14 protein-coding genes, 1 tRNA gene and 1 pseudogene are annotated in these 16,995 nt (G+C 71.3%); 10 read left to right on the top strand and 6 right to left on the bottom strand.

The annotated features are described in order from the left end of the window. Positions 1 to 36: 36 nt before the first annotated feature. The 7 genes and pseudogenes from JYK04_RS00565 to JYK04_RS00595 all read left to right on the top strand — a co-directional run bounded on the left by JYK04_RS00565 (position 37) and on the right by JYK04_RS00595 (position 6,795). On the top strand, positions 37 to 1,134 hold the full coding sequence (locus tag JYK04_RS00565) for a hypothetical protein (RefSeq protein WP_189747387.1): 1,098 nt from the start codon (positions 37 to 39) through the stop codon (positions 1,132 to 1,134). A 229-nt stretch (positions 1,135 to 1,363) separates the two neighbouring features. Further along, positions 1,364 to 1,482: transfer RNA gene (locus JYK04_RS00570), tRNA-Gly, on the top strand. A 569-nt stretch (positions 1,483 to 2,051) separates the two neighbouring features. Then, positions 2,052 to 3,530 (top strand): MFS transporter, encoded by a 1,479-nt coding sequence (locus tag JYK04_RS00580; RefSeq protein WP_202185912.1) that lies wholly within the window; start codon positions 2,052 to 2,054, stop codon positions 3,528 to 3,530. Between the two features lie 334 nt (positions 3,531 to 3,864). Beyond that, positions 3,865 to 4,263: pseudogene (locus JYK04_RS42260) on the top strand (zinc-ribbon domain-containing protein); the annotation flags it as partial. Between the two features lie 3 nt (positions 4,264 to 4,266). Next, positions 4,267 to 5,613 carry a zinc-ribbon domain-containing protein gene (locus JYK04_RS00585; protein WP_229876874.1) on the top strand — a complete coding sequence of 449 codons (1,347 nt, stop codon included), beginning with the start codon at positions 4,267 to 4,269 and terminating at the stop codon, positions 5,611 to 5,613. A 174-nt stretch (positions 5,614 to 5,787) separates the two neighbouring features. Next, entirely contained in the window at positions 5,788 to 6,096 is a 309-nt protein-coding gene (locus JYK04_RS00590; RefSeq protein WP_229876873.1) for a hypothetical protein, read from the top strand. Between the two features lie 207 nt (positions 6,097 to 6,303). Beyond that, positions 6,304 to 6,795, top strand: coding sequence for a hypothetical protein (locus JYK04_RS00595; RefSeq protein WP_189747061.1), 492 nt, complete (start codon positions 6,304 to 6,306; stop codon positions 6,793 to 6,795). A 118-nt stretch (positions 6,796 to 6,913) separates the two neighbouring features. On the opposite strand, the gene JYK04_RS00600 is transcribed toward JYK04_RS00595, so the two are convergent. Then, positions 6,914 to 7,852 (bottom strand): MerR family transcriptional regulator, encoded by a 939-nt coding sequence (locus tag JYK04_RS00600; RefSeq protein ID WP_189747059.1) that lies wholly within the window; start codon positions 7,850 to 7,852, stop codon positions 6,914 to 6,916. A gap of 162 nt (positions 7,853 to 8,014) precedes the next feature. Continuing rightward, a complete protein-coding gene (locus JYK04_RS00605; RefSeq protein WP_189747057.1) occupies positions 8,015 to 9,070 on the bottom strand; it encodes an MBL fold metallo-hydrolase in 1,056 nt (351 codons plus the stop codon). 312 nt (positions 9,071 to 9,382) lie between these two features. Here JYK04_RS00605 and JYK04_RS00610 point away from each other — a divergent pair, with 312 nt between their 5' ends. Then, the gene (locus JYK04_RS00610) at positions 9,383 to 9,589 is read left to right on the top strand and encodes a hypothetical protein (protein ID WP_189747056.1); all 207 of its coding nucleotides are present in this window, start codon (positions 9,383 to 9,385) and stop codon (positions 9,587 to 9,589) included. An 848-nt stretch (positions 9,590 to 10,437) separates the two neighbouring features. Further along, on the top strand, positions 10,438 to 12,066 hold the full coding sequence (locus JYK04_RS00615) for a sigma-70 family RNA polymerase sigma factor (protein WP_189747054.1): 1,629 nt from the start codon (positions 10,438 to 10,440) through the stop codon (positions 12,064 to 12,066). Positions 12,067 to 12,083: 17 nt separating this feature from the next. Here JYK04_RS00615 and JYK04_RS00620 read toward each other — a convergent pair whose 3' ends face one another. The 4 genes from JYK04_RS00620 to JYK04_RS00635 all read right to left on the bottom strand — a co-directional run bounded on the left by JYK04_RS00620 (position 12,084) and on the right by JYK04_RS00635 (position 16,463). After that, positions 12,084 to 13,232, bottom strand: a complete 1,149-nt coding sequence (locus tag JYK04_RS00620) for a DUF475 domain-containing protein (RefSeq protein ID WP_189747052.1) — start codon at positions 13,230 to 13,232, stop codon at positions 12,084 to 12,086. A gap of 197 nt (positions 13,233 to 13,429) precedes the next feature. Further along, complete coding sequence (locus JYK04_RS00625; RefSeq protein WP_189747050.1) at positions 13,430 to 13,732, bottom strand: winged helix-turn-helix domain-containing protein; 303 nt, start codon at positions 13,730 to 13,732, stop codon at positions 13,430 to 13,432. Further along, the gene (locus tag JYK04_RS00630; protein WP_189747048.1) at positions 13,732 to 14,184 is read right to left on the bottom strand and encodes a hypothetical protein; all 453 of its coding nucleotides are present in this window, start codon (positions 14,182 to 14,184) and stop codon (positions 13,732 to 13,734) included. The genes JYK04_RS00625 and JYK04_RS00630 overlap by 1 nt, the downstream gene beginning before the upstream one ends. A 92-nt stretch (positions 14,185 to 14,276) precedes the next feature. Then, positions 14,277 to 16,463: a coiled-coil domain-containing protein gene (locus JYK04_RS00635; RefSeq protein WP_202185913.1), complete on the bottom strand. Its 2,187-nt coding sequence runs from the start codon at positions 16,461 to 16,463 to the stop codon at positions 14,277 to 14,279. 320 nt (positions 16,464 to 16,783) lie between these two features. Here JYK04_RS00635 and JYK04_RS00640 point away from each other — a divergent pair, with 320 nt between their 5' ends. Beyond that, complete coding sequence (locus tag JYK04_RS00640) at positions 16,784 to 16,978, top strand: hypothetical protein (protein ID WP_189747044.1); 195 nt, start codon at positions 16,784 to 16,786, stop codon at positions 16,976 to 16,978. Positions 16,979 to 16,995: the final 17 nt, after the last annotated feature.

A 16,995-nucleotide genomic window follows, 5' to 3' on the forward strand; every position in this document is an offset into this window, starting at 1 on the left:
CTGCGACGATGCCCCTGTTTCCCGAGCGGAGGACGTTTGTTCGTTTTTGTGTGCGTGCGGTGTGGTGCCGAGCTGACCGCCCCGTTGTCCCAGGTCGCCCTGCCGGTTCACGCTCGTCAGCAGTACGGGAACGGGCTTCAGCTCCCGGTGCTTATGGAATCGGGGACGTTCGCCGTGGAACCGGAGCCCTGGGGGCCGCCGTGGCGAAGGTGGGAGGAGATCGATCCGGATGAGGCGGCTGCCCGCGGCATCTACGCGCCGCTCCAGGCCCTGTCCGACGGCGCGCCCGGCGCGGTTGTCATCGCGCCGGGAGACACCCGTGGCGCCGTGCTGATCCCCGAGAAGCGCGGCGGCGCCTGCTGCGGCTTCGCCGGGGGCGACGGCCCCAATATGGCCTGCGCGGCGTGCGGTCTTCCCGTAGCGAGCAGGATCGACGACTGCTCGCTCTGGCAGGCGGTGTGGCTCGCCCCGAACGCCGTGCGCCGCCTTCCCGCCGAAGGCGCCGACGCCGGACCGCTGTCCTGGACAGAGCTGCTCGCGGAGGGGACGGGTGTGCCCCCGTCCGAGCCGATCACCTCTTGGGGAGAGCCGTTCCGGGCGGGCGACCGGTGGCACTGGAGCCCCCAGTGGGTGGCGGCAGCCGGGCAGGGGCTCGCCCACCTCCTGGTGGCCTCGGAAGGCCAGGCGGTAGCCGTTCAGGACGGCTTGACCGCAACGATGTTCCAACGCGCCCTCGACACCCTGCTGCCGGGCGGCAAGCCGACGCGGCGCGCCGTCCTGGCCGGACCGGGACAGCCGGCCCGCGACGCTGACGCAGACATCCTCCTCGTGCCGTCCCACCCGCGGACCGGGAAGGCATGGACCCCCGCCGCTCCGGCGTACCTGGTGCCGTTGCCGTTCGGGGTGTGGCTCCGGCTGGTCTTCCCCGAGCCGCAGCTGCCTGTCCCCGCATCGGGTCGGATACCCGACGGCGTCCTTCGCGACGACCCGCCCACGCCGAGTGTCCATAACGTGTTCCGGATCGACCGGGAAGTCTTCCTGCGAACCCTGGCCCGACTTCCAGCCGTCCGCACCCCGTGGCTGCGCGAGATCACCGAGAACCTCACGCAGCACATGCGCACCGGCCTCTTCTAGCGGACCGACAGCGTGCCAGTGCCCAGTATCCGACCTGTTCCGCAATCGAACAGTGCCGGAAAGCGCCGCCTCCCGAAGTAGTGAACATCTGCTGTCCGTTCTCAGGCTCTGGCACAACTTCTGTGGACCCATGGCAGAGGTCTCCGGCTTCCCGGATAAGGATTCGTCCGCAGCGAACGGTGTCTCTACCCTGAGTCGCAGCGGGAGTGCGCGCATTCCCGCAGGTTGCAGTGCCGTGGCAGAGCGGCCCATTGCGATCGACGTGGGCGAGGTCCCTCCCACGGCGACTGACGGAGACGGAGCGGACCTGCTCCCATCTGTCCGCGGGTTCAAATCCCGTCGGCACTGCAGCCGACCTGGACGTGGTCCAGCGCACGGACCTGTCGCATCGCGCCAGGTCCACAGAAGTTGTGCCAGAGCCCGTTCTCACGAACAAAGCCAGCCTGCCCCTGCTGATCGGTCTCTTCGGGTTCGCCGCCCTCTCGGCGGTCATCCTGAACTAGGCGATGGGCCTGGTCGTGGTTCTCGTCGCGCTGCCCGCCCGGCTGGTGGCGGTCCCGGCCGCCGAGGTCGCCGGGCGGCGGCCCGTCGCGGTCAAGCTGCCGGCCGGCAGCCTGCTGGGGGCCTGGGCCGGAGCGAGCCGGGCGGTGCGATGTGCAGCACCTGCACAGAGCAGGCCGGTGGGGCACCGCCCAGGCGGTATGCCGGGGCGGGAGCCTAAAGGGCTTTCGGGGCCGGGTCGATGACTTCAACACCGGGAGCGAAGGCTCCCCACGGCGAACTGGCCTCCCGCTCGTCGGGCAATCACAGGCCTGAGGAAGACCTCATGGTGGGCGCCTTCCTCGACAGCCCCCGGACCACTGCGTGAACGCGGCCGCCGATGGAAGCCCCCGGCCTCCGCCCGGGCATCGACGGGGGTGCTGACGGCAACGTGTGTCTCGGCTTTCGTCGTGAACGCGAACACGTTCGCGGTCAGCATTCTTCTGCCTGCCATCAGTGAGGACACCGGCGCCTCCCTGGCCACGTTGCAGTGGGCCGTGACCGGCTACTCGCTGGTCGGTGCGGCCGTGATCGTCACCTCGGGCGCCTTGGGCGACACCCTCGGGCGCCGGCAGATCTTCATCGGCGGCCTGCTGCTGTTCGTGGCCTCGTGCGTGCTGATCGCTCTGGGCGACAGTGCCGGATCCGTAATCGGCGGCCGCGCGATCCAGGGTGCGGCGGGCTCGACGATCCTGGCCTGTGGGCTCAGTCTGCTGTCGGCGGGTGCCTCGGGCGAGGCCCAGATGCGTTCGGTGTCGCTGTGGGGCGCGGCTTCGGCCGCCGGTGCCGCCGCGGGCCCCTTGCCGGGTGGGGTGCTTGTCGACGTCACGGGCTGGCAGGGACTGTTCTGGATCGACGCGGGGATCGCGGCTGTCTGCGTACCTCTGACCCTGCGCACGGTGCCGGAGTCCCGTGACCCTTCGCGTCCGCGTTCCGTGGACCTGGCCGGGACCGCACTGATCGCCGCGGTACTGGTCCCGTTCGTGTTCGCGGTGACCGAGGGTGCGGACTGGGGCTGGCTCAGTGTCCCGACCCTGGTGTGCTTCGTGATCTCGGCCGTGGCGGTGGCCGGTTTCGTCATGGTCGAGAAGCGGGTGCGTACCCCCCTGATCGACCTGGCGTTGCTGCGCAACAAGATCCTGGTCGGTTCGAGTGTCGCCATTCTGGTGGTGGCGGGATGCATCAACGCGGTGATGTACGTGTGCAGTCTGTACTTCCAGAACCCCGATGGTCTGGGCATGACGCCGCTGGAGGCGGGTGTGGCCACGTTGCCCGCGGCGGCCGGGATCGTGGTGACCGCTCCTTTGATCACGCGGTTCGTCGACAGGCTGGGGGCTCGAAGGGTGATCGCCGGGGGGTTCGGGATCGCGACGGCGGGGTTGGCCGTGTTCGCCTTCGTCGAGGCGTCCTGGGAGTACGCCGTGTTCGTCGTGCCGCTGGTCGTGCTCGCCGTCGGCCTGGGGCTGGCGAACGGGCCGGCGTCGTCCGTCGCCACCGCCTGTGTGACGGACGACCAGGTCGGTGCCGCCTCCGGCGTCTCCAACATGGGCCGCTATGTCGGGGCAGCCGTCCTCACCGCCGTCACCGCGGCCCTGTTCGACTCGGTCTACACCCATCAGTACATCAGCGGCACCGCGGTGGCGGACGCCCTGGCGGCCGGGTTCTCCCGCGCGGCGATCGGCCTCGCCCTGTTCTGCGCGTCCGGTATCGCGCTGGCCCTGCTGGTCGGCCGCATCCGCCCCACCGGCCCGCCCACAGCCGCTCACTACGCGGCAGCGGCGGCCGCCGGCTCGCACACCCTCCCCACCTGGCCCACCGCCGAAACGACGGGCCCGGCGAACGGCACGCCTGCCTGAAGCCGCTCGCCATGCGACTCGTGACGCCGAACGGGCACCGATCGGGCACCGGTCGGGCAGGGCGCACCCCGGCTGATCGGCCCAGGTCGGTTTCCGGCCCGGCCGGTCGGCGTGGGCTGCCCGGGAACCAGCCGAGGCTGCCGGGTTCCGCCCCCTCCGGGCTCGTCTCGGCGCAGGGTGGGTTGTCAGTGGGGCGGTCGATACTGCTCAGATGGTGACCGCAGCAGACTCGCCCGGCCGGCCTCGTAGAGGTGAGCGTGCCCGCAGGCACGTGCGGGACGGCGTTACGCGCCCGCCGCGACCTGGTCAGTCTCTTGCCGAGCGGCTCCCTGTGGTGGCCCGGGACTGGGACAGGGCAGGCAACGGTGGAATCGGCGCCGGCCAGGTCGCCTGGCGTAGCAGTCTGCTGGCGGCGTGGCGCTGCCATCGCTGTGGCCACCGCGGAGAAAACACGGTCGCCGGGCGGGTCCAGATCTTTCTGAAACGCGGTCCCGCGTTCGGGTGCCGGCGCTGCTCCATCCGGCGGCGGGATGCTCCGAGGGCCGGCCGGTCTCTGGAGGAGGCACGCCCCGGCTTGGCCGCGGAGTTCCATGCCGGGCTGAATGCTCCGTTGACGGCTTCGGATCTGACACCTGGGTCACAGCGCAAGGTGTACTGGCACTGTGTGTCCGACCCAGATCACCCGCCCTACATGCAGAGCGTGTGCAATCGCCGCAAGAGCGGTTGCCCTGCCTGCGTGAACAGGGTGGTCACCCCGGCCAACAGCCTTCTGGCAGTAGCCCCGCAGATTGCAGCGCAGTGGCACCCGAGCAGGAACGGCTCCTTGACTGCGGACGCGGTCGTTGCCGGCTCCAACCGGCGGGTGTGGTGGAGGTGTGCTCGGGGCCATGAATGGCAGACCCAGATCAACACGCGCGTATTGCAGCGAACGAGGTGCGGTCTGTGCTGCCGTGGCCAGCAGTCCGGTGCTGAGGTCGCTCTGTTCGCCGAGCTGCACGTGTTGCTGGTTCCGCTCCTGGGCGGCGGCGCGGTACGTCGGCATGTGCGGCCGGACGGGGTGGCCATGAGGATCGCCAGGTGCGACATCCTGATCGACCGCCTGGAGAGGCCCGTGGTCGTGGAGTACGACGGAGCGTACTGGCATCGCAGTCGTTCAGGGCCGGATCGGGAGAAGGCCCTCGCGATACGGGGTGCCGGGCACCGCATGGTGCGGGTGCGTGAAGCGCCTTTGAAGGCGCTGCACCCGGACGACGTGGTCATAGGCGCCGGCGCGGACGCTCATGCTGCTGCCGCGGCGGTGCTGGGGCGCATGGTGGAACGGGGATGGCTGTCTGCCCGGGCGGCATCGGCGGCGGCGGAGTACGCCGCTGCCGGCCGGCCCCGGGGCACAGAGCTGTGCGCTGCTCTGCTCGGTGAGGTCGATCGCCCGGATCTGGGTGCCGAGTCTCTGGCGGTCACCCATCCGGGCCTGGCAGGTGAATGGGACGCCGAGGCCAACGCGACGCTGACGCCCCGCCACGTCGGCGCGAGTACCTCTGCTTCCTGCTGGTGGATCTGCCCCGTGGGCGACCGCTACCCCTGCGCGCCTCGTGAGCGGGTCGCGGGGCGTGGATGCTCGGTGTGCAGTGGGAAGCGGGTCAACGCCCGCACCAGCCTGGCCGCCTGCCGCCCCGATCTGGCCGCCGAGTACGTGCCGCGGGAGGGGCGCAGCGCCGATGACATCGGGGCGGGGTCCCACCAGCGTGTTCTTTGGCGCTGCGGGACCTGTTCCCATGAGTGGCAGGCCGTCTTGCGCAGCCGGACCCGTAACGGGGCGGGGTGCCCCGCATGCGCGGGCAAGGTCGCCACGGCAAGCGTCAACCTGGCTGTCGTGTACCCGGCGGTCGCTGCGACCTGGCACCCGGTGTTGAACGATGGTCTGCGCCCCGCCGGCGTGCGGCCGAAGTCGAACAAGACGGTGTGGTGGCTGTGCCCTGACTGTGAGAAGCCCTACCGGGGAACGGTCGTGGACCGGGTGGCGGCCCGGCATGCCTGTTGTGGTGCCTGCGCGCGCCTTCGGTCCTGGAGCACTCGCAGAGCGTAGGGGCTGTGCTCGCCGTGCACCGCACCGCCAACGGCTCGCTGTGCGCCGGATGTTCGCCTCCTCCTCCGGCTCACCGTCGCGGCACCGTGGGCATGCCGGAGGCCGGGTGCGCTCCACGTGCCCGTACGGTTGGTCGAAGACCAGGGCGGGTCGGCCGCTGGTTCGGGAAAGCACGTGGATGGCGCGTTCGCCCGCACCGACCTGGACGAGACTCTTGCGCAGGCGTTCACCACCGGCTGGGCCCTGCACGAACTGCGCCGCCGGCACGTCCCGCGCACCGACACCGAGACCCTTCAGGCCGCCGCCGGCCTTGCCGGCCGGCTGCTGGAGCGCGGTGCGGTCGCCATCTGCGAGCGCTACCGCGGTGGCCGCCCCTGGAACCCGGCGGCATCGCCGTCGGCGTCGCCCATCGCCAGCAGGCCGACCTGGTCGGCAAACTCGCCCGGCACCGCGTCGCCGCCTGATCCCAGCCGGTTCCTCTGACGGCACGGGTGCCTCGTCCGGTGCCGGCAGGCCGGGGTTCGGCCGGACTCGCGTGGACCGTCGGCCGGGGAGGAGTCTGGTACCCGCCGGTAGGTTTCTAACTTGGCTTGTTTACAGTGTTGTTGACCGACCGTCGGCGATGTTCGAGGCCGGCGGGAGAGCGTGGCGTGCGGCGGCGTGCCGTCGCACGCGGGAACAAGGGAAACAATGAGTTCGATACACAAGCGCGTCGGCGCGGTCCTCGGTACGGCCGCCCTCTTCGTCGGCATGGCCTTCACGGCCGGTGCCGGCACCGCCAGCGCCGACGAAACGGGCGACCTCGCCTCCGACGTCGACTTCTCCGTGTCCGCGAGCGGCATCACCGGTCTTACCGCGATGGAGTCGGACGGATCCCTCGCGATCACCGTCGTCAGCCCCACGGACCACCGCACGATGGGCTTCGCGCGGTGGAACGCCGACCCGCAGCCCGCGCCCAACATCCCGGGCGACTCCCTGGTCGCCAAGGACACCCGCAGTGACGGCTGGGGCATCGAGGCCGAGCTGAGCACGGGCCGCGTCGCCTCCACGCGCGGCCACAAGGCGCCCTACATCGCGATCGCCTCCGGCAACCTGCCGGAGGGGCACGCGTACAAGCTGCGCGCATGCGTCGTGAAGGGCAGCGAGCGCCAGTGCAGCCAGTGGTACGCCGTGCGCGCGTAGTGCGCTGCCGGGTTTCCGGGCGGCAGCGCCGCCCGGAAACCCGGCCGGGCGGGGCCCGTGATGCCCGGCGGCGGGCGGCCCCGGCGCCGGCGCGGGGTGAGGGCTGCCGGTGCGGCGGCTACGCCTCGCGGTCATTTCGCAGGGCGTGGATGAGCCAGGGGTACATCGGCTCGAGGTTCGGCACCACCTGCCAGCCGTTGACGATCCACACCAGCCGCCAGTAGCGGTCGACCCGGGGATCGTGCGCCTCCTCGAACTGCCGGGCCATCCAGTCCCGGAACTCCGTGTCAGGGGTGCGCGCGAACACCGCGGCGAAACGGTGGACGAGGTCGTCGACGACGCGTGTGCCCCCGTCTCCGAGCGGGTCGATGCCCGACTCCACGGCCTCGGCGACTTTCCGACGGGTGAACTCCATCAGTTCCTCGCCGGCCTCGCTCTCGATGTCCGGCGTTCGCCCGGTGGCCTGGTACACGGCCGTGCGGCGCATCCGGGCACGGAAGTCCTCGTCGCCGACCAGCCCGGCGAGTTCCACCCACGCCTCGACCTGCTCGCTGGAGGGATCGTCGGGGAGGTCGGGAGTGGCGGCACGGACCATGGCCACCGCGGCCGGGGCGGCATCCGCTGTGCCGAAGGTGCCGTCCACGAAATCGTCGATCAGCCGTCGGCGTTCCTCGCCGGACAACTGCGTGAGCCTGTGCATGAGTTTCGTCTCCTCGGGACCGGACCCGCCTCTGGCCACGGCTCGCAGGACGCTCCGACGCAGTTGCAGCACCCGGATCTGGATGTCCAGAGCGTCGGCGTGCGCCGCGGCGACGTCCGCCATGGCGAGCTCCCGGTCCAGCACCCGTCGGACCGTGGCCAGGTCCATGCCCAGTTCACGCAGGGTGCGCAGGAGTTCCAGACGGAGCAGTGCGTGGGCGTCGTAGAGCCGGTAGCCGGCGGGACTTCGTGTGGTCGGCGCCACCACCCCCGAGTCGGAGTAGAACCGGATGGTCCTCACGGGCAAACCGGTCCGGCGGGAAAGCTCCCCGATCGAGTAGAGGGTCGTGGCGTCCATGTCCCCCACTCTGCTGTCTCCAGTGGCTGGAGACTCAAGGCGGTTCCCCGTCCGGGTCTCCGACCGAGAGGTCCTCGGGGTGGCTGAGGCATGCGTGTCGTGAGCTTCGCCGCCTCATCCGCGCGTGTCCGGCGTCCGGCGTCTCCCCCGCCGTGCGCACCGTTACCGGGGCGGTGGGGGGTTGCGGAGTGTGGGCCGGGACCAGGGTGCGTCGGCGTCGGCGTCGGCGGCCGGCTCCGGGCGGAGGCCGAGTTCGCGGAGCTGGTTGAGCGCCATCATGGCGGTGAACATCTCGTTCGGGTTGGCGCCGCCCGCCCCGAGCTCGGCGATGGCCTGCGCGTAGCGGGTGGTGAACGTGCTCGGCCGGATCGGCCCGCTCCCGCCGGTCAGCCCGAGTGCCGCCTCCTGCAGGGCGGTGGCCTGCGCGAGCAGGCCGTCCAGATGGGACGCCGCTTCGGCACCCCGGCGCACGGCGAAGGTGTGCCCGTCGGTGAGGACTGCGGCTTCCTCCTGCTCGAAGAGGCCGGCGACGGCGCCGAGCACGGTCTGGATCTTGAGCTGGTCGGCGTCGACCATCGCACCGCAGGGGCCGTTGCCCTCGTCGGAGAGGTGGAGGACGCCGCAGTCCCCCAGGTGCACGATCACGTGCCCGGCGCAGTGGCCCTGGCTGCGCAGCACCCGGACCGCGCCGTCGGCGAAGGTCCAGCCGGTGAACCGCAGCGAGCCGATCCGGATCCGCTCCGGCGGCCGCTCCTCGTAGGTGCGGGTCGTCGCGGCGAAGGGCCGCATCGGTGCGAAGAGCGACATCACCTTGTCCGCAAGTGCGGGGGCCGGCAGCGGCGCCGCCCAGGCGATGCGCTCGAAGGACCGCACCCAGTAGGACTCCGGGTCCCGCATCTGGTCGAGGTCGGGGGCGGGGACACAGTGCTCGGCGGGCACGCCCAGCTCGTCGGCCAGGTCGTTGTTGCCGACGTGGTCGGGGTGACCGTGCGTGGTCAGCAGCAGCGCCCGGGACCAGGGCCCGACGCGGTCGGCCGCCGCCCGCAGCGCCGCGCGGAAGGCCGGGGTGACGCCGGTGTCGACGAGCACCAGGGTGTCTCCGGCCCGGTGTACCAGGGCGTTGGCGACGTCCGGCTGGTCGTGCGCGAGGTCCAGTTCCTGGCCGAGGACCAGCACGGTCCTGTCGTCGATCTCGATCAGGTCGCCGAGCGCGGTCATGGATCCTCCCGCCGTCTGGTCGGGGCCGGCCGGAGCGGCTGCTCCGAGCTGCCGGGAACACCAGTCTCCCGCCGCCGCCCGTGCGCCGCACCAGCGCCCCGTACGGGCGGCAGAGCGCGGCCGCCGGGCCGATCGGGCGCTCCGGGGAGCTGTGCGCCCACCCCTGCCGGACGGCCTGCGCCCGTCGGCGGGTCGGCGGCGTCGAGCTGCGGGCCTCATATGGAGCGCCCATGCTGAGTAGGAGGGCGTCCTCGTCCTGGCACTGGTCCCTCCCGAAGGCCGAACGGAGGCGCCTGGGAGGAGGAGGAAGCCATGCGGATGCGAAGAATCCTGGGCCTCGCCCTGGCCGCGGCGGCCCTTGTCGGCGTGAGCGCCGTCGGCGCTGTCAGCGCTGAAGCCGCCTCGTCTCCCGGCATCACCAGAGACGAGTGCACGGCTGCGGACGGACAGGTCACGTCACAGCCCTACGCCGGCTACGTCTGCGTGCTGCCGGACGGGACCAGGCAGCCGATCACGTGATCGGTCTCCCGGCGCCTGCGGCGCACGATCGGGCAACCGGTCGGACCCGTGCGCTCGATCTCGACGCGGGGCGGTCACGCCGTCCGGCACGAGCGCGGCGGGTGCGAGTCCGGCGGCGTTGAGCAGTACGGCGGCGGTCGGCGGGGCGCGGCCGCTCGTCCTCGGGATGGGGCCGGCGCCTTTGCGAGGCCGCCGTGCGTCGGCCGCGAGCACTGGGTTCGGGGGTCTACGCCGTGCCGGTCGGCCGCGGTACGGTGCCGCGGCTTGTCGAAGCCTTGCCCGACCCGGGAGTTGCCGCCCCGCGCGTGGTCACTGCGGGGCTGTCCTGCTCGGCTCGCGAAGCGGCCCGGGGTGGAGGCCGTATGCCGCGGCGCCCGGGCACCGTTCTTCGCCGAAGGCGCCCCAGGCGGTGCGGGTCGCGGGCAGGTGGCGCCTGTGGCACAACCCGGGCGAGGCCGCCGGGCGTTGTGTCGCAGATGCGGCCCGGTCCGCCCCCGGCCGGGGAGGCTCGAAGACCCGTCCGGCTCGCCCTGGCCGACCGGACGTCGGCTCGCCGCCCGCACCCGCGCCAAGCACGCGGCCGGGCTCGGCCGGAAGGCGGTCCCCGGTGCGGTCGTCGCCTTCGGCGGCAGCGATCCGGGGCGTCGCGTCATCGCCGGGTCGCGCTGTGCCCCTGATCGGCCGGTCGGCCTCCCGTGCGAGGCGTTCCGGTTGTGCGTCCCGTTTGCTTGCCGCCCTGCAAGGGTGCACACTTGCGCGAATTCCGGTCGGGCGCAGCGTCGCACCCTCATGACGGATGTGCCCGGAACCGACGCCCGGGTCATCAGCAAGCCACACGGGAGCACGTGTTGAGCACACCAGGTACCGCCCGTCAGCAGCATCTTCGAATCCTCAGCGACGGGGAACTGTGTGCCCTGCTGCGCGGGCACACCTCGGAGGCCGACGCGGCGGTCAGCGACGTGATGGACGAGGTGTTCGCCCGTCACCATCCCTCGGTGCTCGCCTACGCCCGCACGTGCTGCCGGGACCTGTCCACCGCCCAGGACCTCGCCGCCGAGGCCTTCGCCCGTACCTACCGGGCCATCGCCTGGGGTGCCGGACCCGAGTACGCCTGGCGGCCGTACCTGCTGACCTGTGTGCGCCGTCTGGCGGCCGCATGGGCGCGGGATGCCGCCCGTACGCGGCTGTCCGACGATTTCGAGGAGTGGGCCGCCCAGCTGTCGGACGGTCAGGACACCGAGGACGCGGTCTTCTCGGCGGAGGAGGGGTCGCTGGTCCTGCGGGCCTACCGGTCGCTGCCGGAGCGCTGGCAGGCGGTGCTGTGGCACTCCGTCGTCGAACACGAGCCGGCGGCCGAGACCGCGGCACGCCTGGGGATATCGGCGGGAGGTGTCGGCTCGCTGGTCGCGCGTGCACGGGAAGGCTTGCGGGAGGCGTACCTGCGCGCCCACCTGGACCAGGCCGCGAGCGACGAGTGCAGGCACTACGGCGGGCAGATCGCCGCCAGGTTGCGCCGGCCGGGCAGGCGCCTGACCCGGGATCTGGGCCGTCACCTCCAGGGGTGCGACGACTGTGCACGGGCCGAGCGCGACCTGCGCGATGTCAACGGCCGTCTGGGCGTGCTGCTGCTGGGCGGAATCCTGCTGTGGAACCCCGCCTCCTTCCTGTCGGCCCTGGGCGGGGGCGGTACGCATCTGGCGTCGGGCACGCTGAACGGGACGCAGCTCGCCGGGGCCAAGGCCGGCGTCGTGAAATGGGCCGCTGCGGCAGCCGTGGCGGGAACGGCGGCCACCGTGGTCGTCCTGCTGCCGGCCGACTCCGAGGGCGACGGGCCCGGCCGGGCCGCGGCCCCCGCCATGACCTCCGCGGCCCCGGGCGACCCGCTCCCGGAAACCGCACCGGTCACGGCCATCGGCCCGGCTGCATTCGCCACTGCTCCCGCCGCACCGGACCCTTCCGAATCCGCCTCCGCGTCCGCCTCGGCCTCCGCCGTGGCGCCATCCGCGTCGCCCTCGGCGGACCGCACCGGCTCCGCCCTGGTCAACGTGGCCTCGGGGCTGTGCGTCGGCCTTGGCGGCCCCGGTTCCGGCGGCCCGTTGCAGCTCGAGAAGTGCACCGGAAAGGCCGGCCAGGGATGGGAGCGGCTGCCGGACCGTCAGAACACGTACCAGCTTCGCAACACGGACACCGGCACGTGCCTCGACGGAACCACCGGCGGCGGGAACCTCGCCGAGGTCGCCCTGCGCGACTGCCGGACCGGCGCGGACCGTGCGACGCAGCTCTGGCGGTTCGAACCGGACGCACGGCCGGGGGCGTACCGCATCTGGTTCGTGCCGAAGGTCCCGCACACCGACTACTCCGACCATCTGCTGGGCCCGCGGAACTGGCCGAAGGCCGACCCGCCGCGTCCGGGGTCGCAGATGGTGCACCTGCCCAACTACTACAACTCGGTGAACCTGCTCTTCGCCCTGAGGTGAGCGCCGGTGGCCCAGGGTCAGACGCCGGAGGGGACCTCGGCCTTTCCGTCGGCCCCCGTGCCCTGTGTCCGGGCCGGCGCCAGCCTGCGGTTGCGGCGGACCGAGGAGACGAAGGACCAGCCGATCAGGACGACGCCGACGAGGCCCGTGACGACTTCGTGGATCTCGTACCGGATGGTGACGAGCAGGATCACGGCGAGGGCGCCGATGGCGTAGTGCGCGCCGTGCTCCAGGTAGACGTAGTCGTCGAGGGTGCCCTGGCGGACCAGGTAGACCGTGAGCGAGCGGACGTACATGGCGCCGATGCCGAGGCCGAGCGACATCAGGACGATGTCGTTGGTGATGGCGAAGGCGGCGATGACGCCGTCGAAGGAGAAGGAGGCGTCGAGGACTTCGAGGTAGAGGAAGAGGAAGAAGGCGGCCTTGCCGGCCATCACGACCGCCGGGACCTTCGTGCCGCTCGTCCTGGCCGCTTCCTCGGCCTCGTGCTCTCGTTCCTCCTCTTCCTCGAGCTTGTTCTCGAAGTGGCCGGAGAGACCGCCGACGACCAGGTAGGTGACCAGGCCCGCGATGCCGGCGATCAGGACGGTCTCCGTCTTGTCCGCGTGGATGCCGCCGTACTGGTGGGCGTTGGTGGCGAAGGTCGTCGCGGAGACGAGCAGCACGATGAGGGCGATGCAGGCGGAGAGCATGTCGATCTTGCCGAGCCTCGCGAGCGGGCGCTCCAGCCAGGCGAGCCACTTGAAGTCGCGATCCTCGAAGATGAAGTCGAGGAAGATCATCAGGAGGAAGATGCCGCCGAAGGCGGCGATCGACGGGTGGGCGTCGGTCACCAGCTGCTGGTACTCGGCCTTGTCGTCGAGCGCGAGCCGTACCGCGTCGATCGGACCGATCCTGGCGCTGACGGCGACGATCACGACGGGGAAGACCAGGCGCATGCCGAAGACCGCGATCAGGACACCGACGGTGAGGAAGATCTTCTGCCAGAAGGCGTTCATCTTCTTCAGGATCCCGGCGTTGACCACGGCGTTGTCGAAGGACACCGAGATTTCGAGGATGGACAGGACCGCCACGATCCCGAATCCGGCCCACCCCCCGTATAAGACCGCCGCGATCAGGCCGAGCGCGGTGACCGCGAACGACCAGCCGAACGTTTTCAGGAGCACTGGCTACCCAATCGTCATGTGCGGGGCTCCCCCGCGCCGTACATGACTTTGCGAAACGTTGGCCCTGGAGTCTAGAGCGATGCCTCGCGGCCCTGGCGGATCTCGCCGGGCCGCGCGTGCTCAACTTCCGTTCGTCGCCGCGCCGTTGGGCTTCGCCGATCGCCCTGGGGGCGCCGCCGGGCGTGCGCGTCTTCCGGCTACTCCAGGGGTTTGCGCGCTGCCGCCACGATCCTCTCCAACGCCGAGGCGTGCCGCTGGAATGCCTGGCGCCCGTACGGGGTGAGGCGGAGGTGGGTGTGCCGGCCCGTGCGGATGCGCGTCTTGCGGACCTCGACGTACCCGGCGTCCGCCAACGCGGCGACCTGCTTGGACAGGGCCGAGTCGCTGGTGCCCACCGCGTCCCGGACGAATCCGAACTCCACCCAGTCGGCCGGGGCGAGGAGCGCGACCACCGAGAGCCGCGCGGGAACGTGCAGGAACTCGTCGAAGTCGGGATCCATCAGGCTTGGCCGTTCCCGCGGACGATGGTCTCGACGAACGGGCGCAGTGCGTACGAGACGGCCACGATCGCGAGGACGGTGACGGCCGCGGCGAGCGTGTGCCGTGCCGACAGGTGAAGGAAGTAGGCGCCGATGGCCACCGCCCAGAAGAGCACGAGGAGGAGGACCCCCACGGCCGCGTAGACCAGCACCTCCGGGCCGGTGGCCTTCCGGCGGACGGGAGCCCTGCGCTTGTACACGAAGAGCCCTCCCAGGACCAGGGCGTTCCCTACCAGGACCGCGGCGGTTTTCCAGGGGCTCGGCAGATCGAAGGACGAGCACACGGCGAACAGGCCCAGCGTCGAAACGATCAGCTGGGGGCGGGAGCCGGCGTGGCGCATGTAACCGTCGAGGGTCTGCTCCTGACGGTGGTGTATGGCGTCGAGGGCGGTCTGGGCGTCGTAAGTGGTCATGGGTGGCGTCCTGTTCATCGTTCTCCGAGCACTTTCCCATGAGGAAAGTACCACCTTCTTTCCCGATGGGAAAGAAGGTGGTGGGCGGCTGTTCATTCGACGCGGGGCTCCGTGCGCTGCCAGAACGCCCGGGAGAACACTCTCTGGTGATGCTTGAAGCGCTCCTTGCGCAAGGCGTCGGTGAAGCTCCGGCCCTTGCTCGCGGTGGCCGCCGAAACCAGCGCGGCCGCGCTGCCGGGGAGCCCGGCGGCCTCCAGCGCCAGCACCATCACGACCTGGTACGGCACGGACCTGGCCGCTGCGGTCATGTTCATGATCTGGCCGCTCACCGACTCGCGCCCCGCGCCGGCAGCGCTGCCGAGCCGTTCCAGCTGCTTCAGGAGAAGCACGATCTCCTCCGCATCCCGGTACGCCAGCTCCCGCACCAGACACGCCAGTTCCTCGTGCAGCCCTGCGGCTCCAAGGGCGAGCAGGAGCGGTGCCATTCCCGCGGGCGGACCGCTCTGCGCCTGCGCCACGAGGAAGCCACTGCCGGTGAACGCGGACCCGGCCTGGTTCAGGTGGATCAGGAACCAGGCGGCGTGGCCGGTGGGCCTGCCCCGCACGGTGCACGTGAAGACGGTCCGGGCATGCTCCACCAGCCCGTTCTTCTCCAGACCGGCGACCACCGCCGCGGCTTCCTTGTAGCCGGCGGTCTGGGCTGCCCGTTCCAGTAGGACCTTCGTGCCGGGGTGGGCGCCGTCCAGACCGTCCAGAAGGTGGAGGAGGTCCGTGGAAGACGCCCGCTGCAAGGCGGTGATCAGCGCTTCCGAAGCCTGCTGGTGGCGTCCCATGGCATGCATGTCCGTGATCAGCACCCGGGTGTCGGCTGTCGGGCGGGAGGCGATGGCATGGTTCACCACGGCGGTCGCGACGTGATGTCTGTCCATGGCCTGCAGGGCGGAGACGAGAGCGAGCAGATGCCCGATCGTCTGGTTCTGCGTGGCGCGGAAGACGTTCTCGGCATCCTGGTGCAGCCCTGCGCGCGCGAGGGCCTCGGCCAGTGCGGCGACGTCGTACGCGGACCGGCGGGTCGCCGCCGCAGTGTGCAGCGCACTCTTGACGGGGTGCATACCCGCCTCCGTCAGGCAGCGGCTCAGGGCCACGAGGTCGTGCACGGTGCGTTCGGTGGCGGCCGCTTCCATGGCCGAGGCAACCGTCGCGTCCAGCCCCGTGCCGGCCAGCCAGGTGAGCATGGGCACCACGTCGGGGAGCGGCCGGGTCGCGCAGGCAGCACCGAGGAGGGTCACGGCGTGCTCCCGCAGGCCGCTCGCGTGCAGGCCGCGGACCAACACGGCCATGTCGCGAGGGGTGTGCAGCTGCACCGAGGCGCGGAGCAGCTGGACCAGGTGCTCTTCCAGGCCCGCGTGGTACAGGTGCACGATCAGCGCGCAGGTCTCCTCCACCGAACGCGTCATGACCAGCGCGGGCAGGGCGGCCTCGGCATGTGCGTGCAGGCCTGCGTTCTGCAGGCCCGCCAGGAGCACGGCGACCTCCTGGACCTCCCGGGAACGGCTGACCGAGGCCACGAGCTCGCTCGCCATCGCCCGCTGGGTCCGTGACTCGAGATCGGCGACGACCGTGATCAGCTCTGCGACCGAGGCGCTGCGGTCGGTCTCTTCCAGCACGGCCATCAACGAGATCCGGCCGGCCGGTTCCACCTCCGGATCCTGCGCCTGCTCCAGCTGGACTTCCAGGTGATGGCACTGTTCCTCGGCCGCGATCAGTTCCGCCCGGGCGACGGCGAGCGCCTCCCGGAGGTAGAGCACCTGCTGCTCGAGATCACCGCACTCGCTCTCGAGCTCGTCGAACTCGCTCTGCCACAGTTCGAGGTCGCTGCGGTGGGCGAGCCGCTGCTCCTCAAGGTCCACCTGGAGCTGCCGGCAGCGCCCGTGCGCCTCGGCCAGGCGCTGGGTACGGTCCATCAGAGCTTCTTCCAGGGCACGCTGGCGGGTCCGGATCCGGCGGGTCTCCTCGTCCGCCTCGGCCAGCCGATCCTGCAGAGTCTGTTTCTCGTTGTCGCTCCGGTGGCACTCCAGCGCCTTCCGGTGCAGGGAGCGCAGACCCGTCTCCGCTTCGAAGGTGACCGGTGAGTCCGCCTCGCGCAGGTCGGCCAGCACTCCGGCGACGAAGTCCCACGGAGGAACGCGCTCCCCGCCCAGATAGCGGGTGACCGTGCTGGGGTCCATGTGCCGGCGTGCCGCATAGCGGCGGACGCTGACACCCAGCGCCAGGAACATGCCGCGGAGGTCCTCGGCGAAGACCCGCTTCTCAGGCGGGAGGCCTTCCTTCAGGGGTGATAAGCGAGCCGGTCGAGCTGTGCGCTCCATGTTTCAACAACCTCGCCACAGACGCTGCCGATCTGATCGAGCGTCCAGTATCCCGGCTGGGACCCGACTGCGGCCGCTGCAGGTGTTGCCGCCGCAGACGGCAACACCGAGCCGCCGGCGAGGGGGTGCCATCTGCGGCGGCAACACCCGTCCCTGCTGTCCGGAGCCCTGGCCCGCCCAAGATGAGACGAGCGACTCGAGACCCCTACCCGGACAGGAGACACAGGCACATGGAACTGCTCGACGACGGCAACGGGGAGCGCAAGGCGCCACGGCCCGCCCCACCGCCCTGCCCGCGCCGACGGCATCGGCAACGGTTCGGCCGGCTGCTGCACCGGCTGCTGCGCCAGTCGCTGCTGGGCGCCGCCGGTGCCGCGGGCGCCGCTCTGGTCACCTGGCTGCTCGCCTGGCTGCAGTCGCTCTGACGGCAGCCACCGAGCGG

The sequence above is a fragment of the Streptomyces nojiriensis genome, from assembly GCF_017639205.1.
In the GTDB taxonomy this organism is placed as follows: Bacteria; Actinomycetota; Actinomycetes; order Streptomycetales; family Streptomycetaceae; genus Streptomyces; species Streptomyces nojiriensis.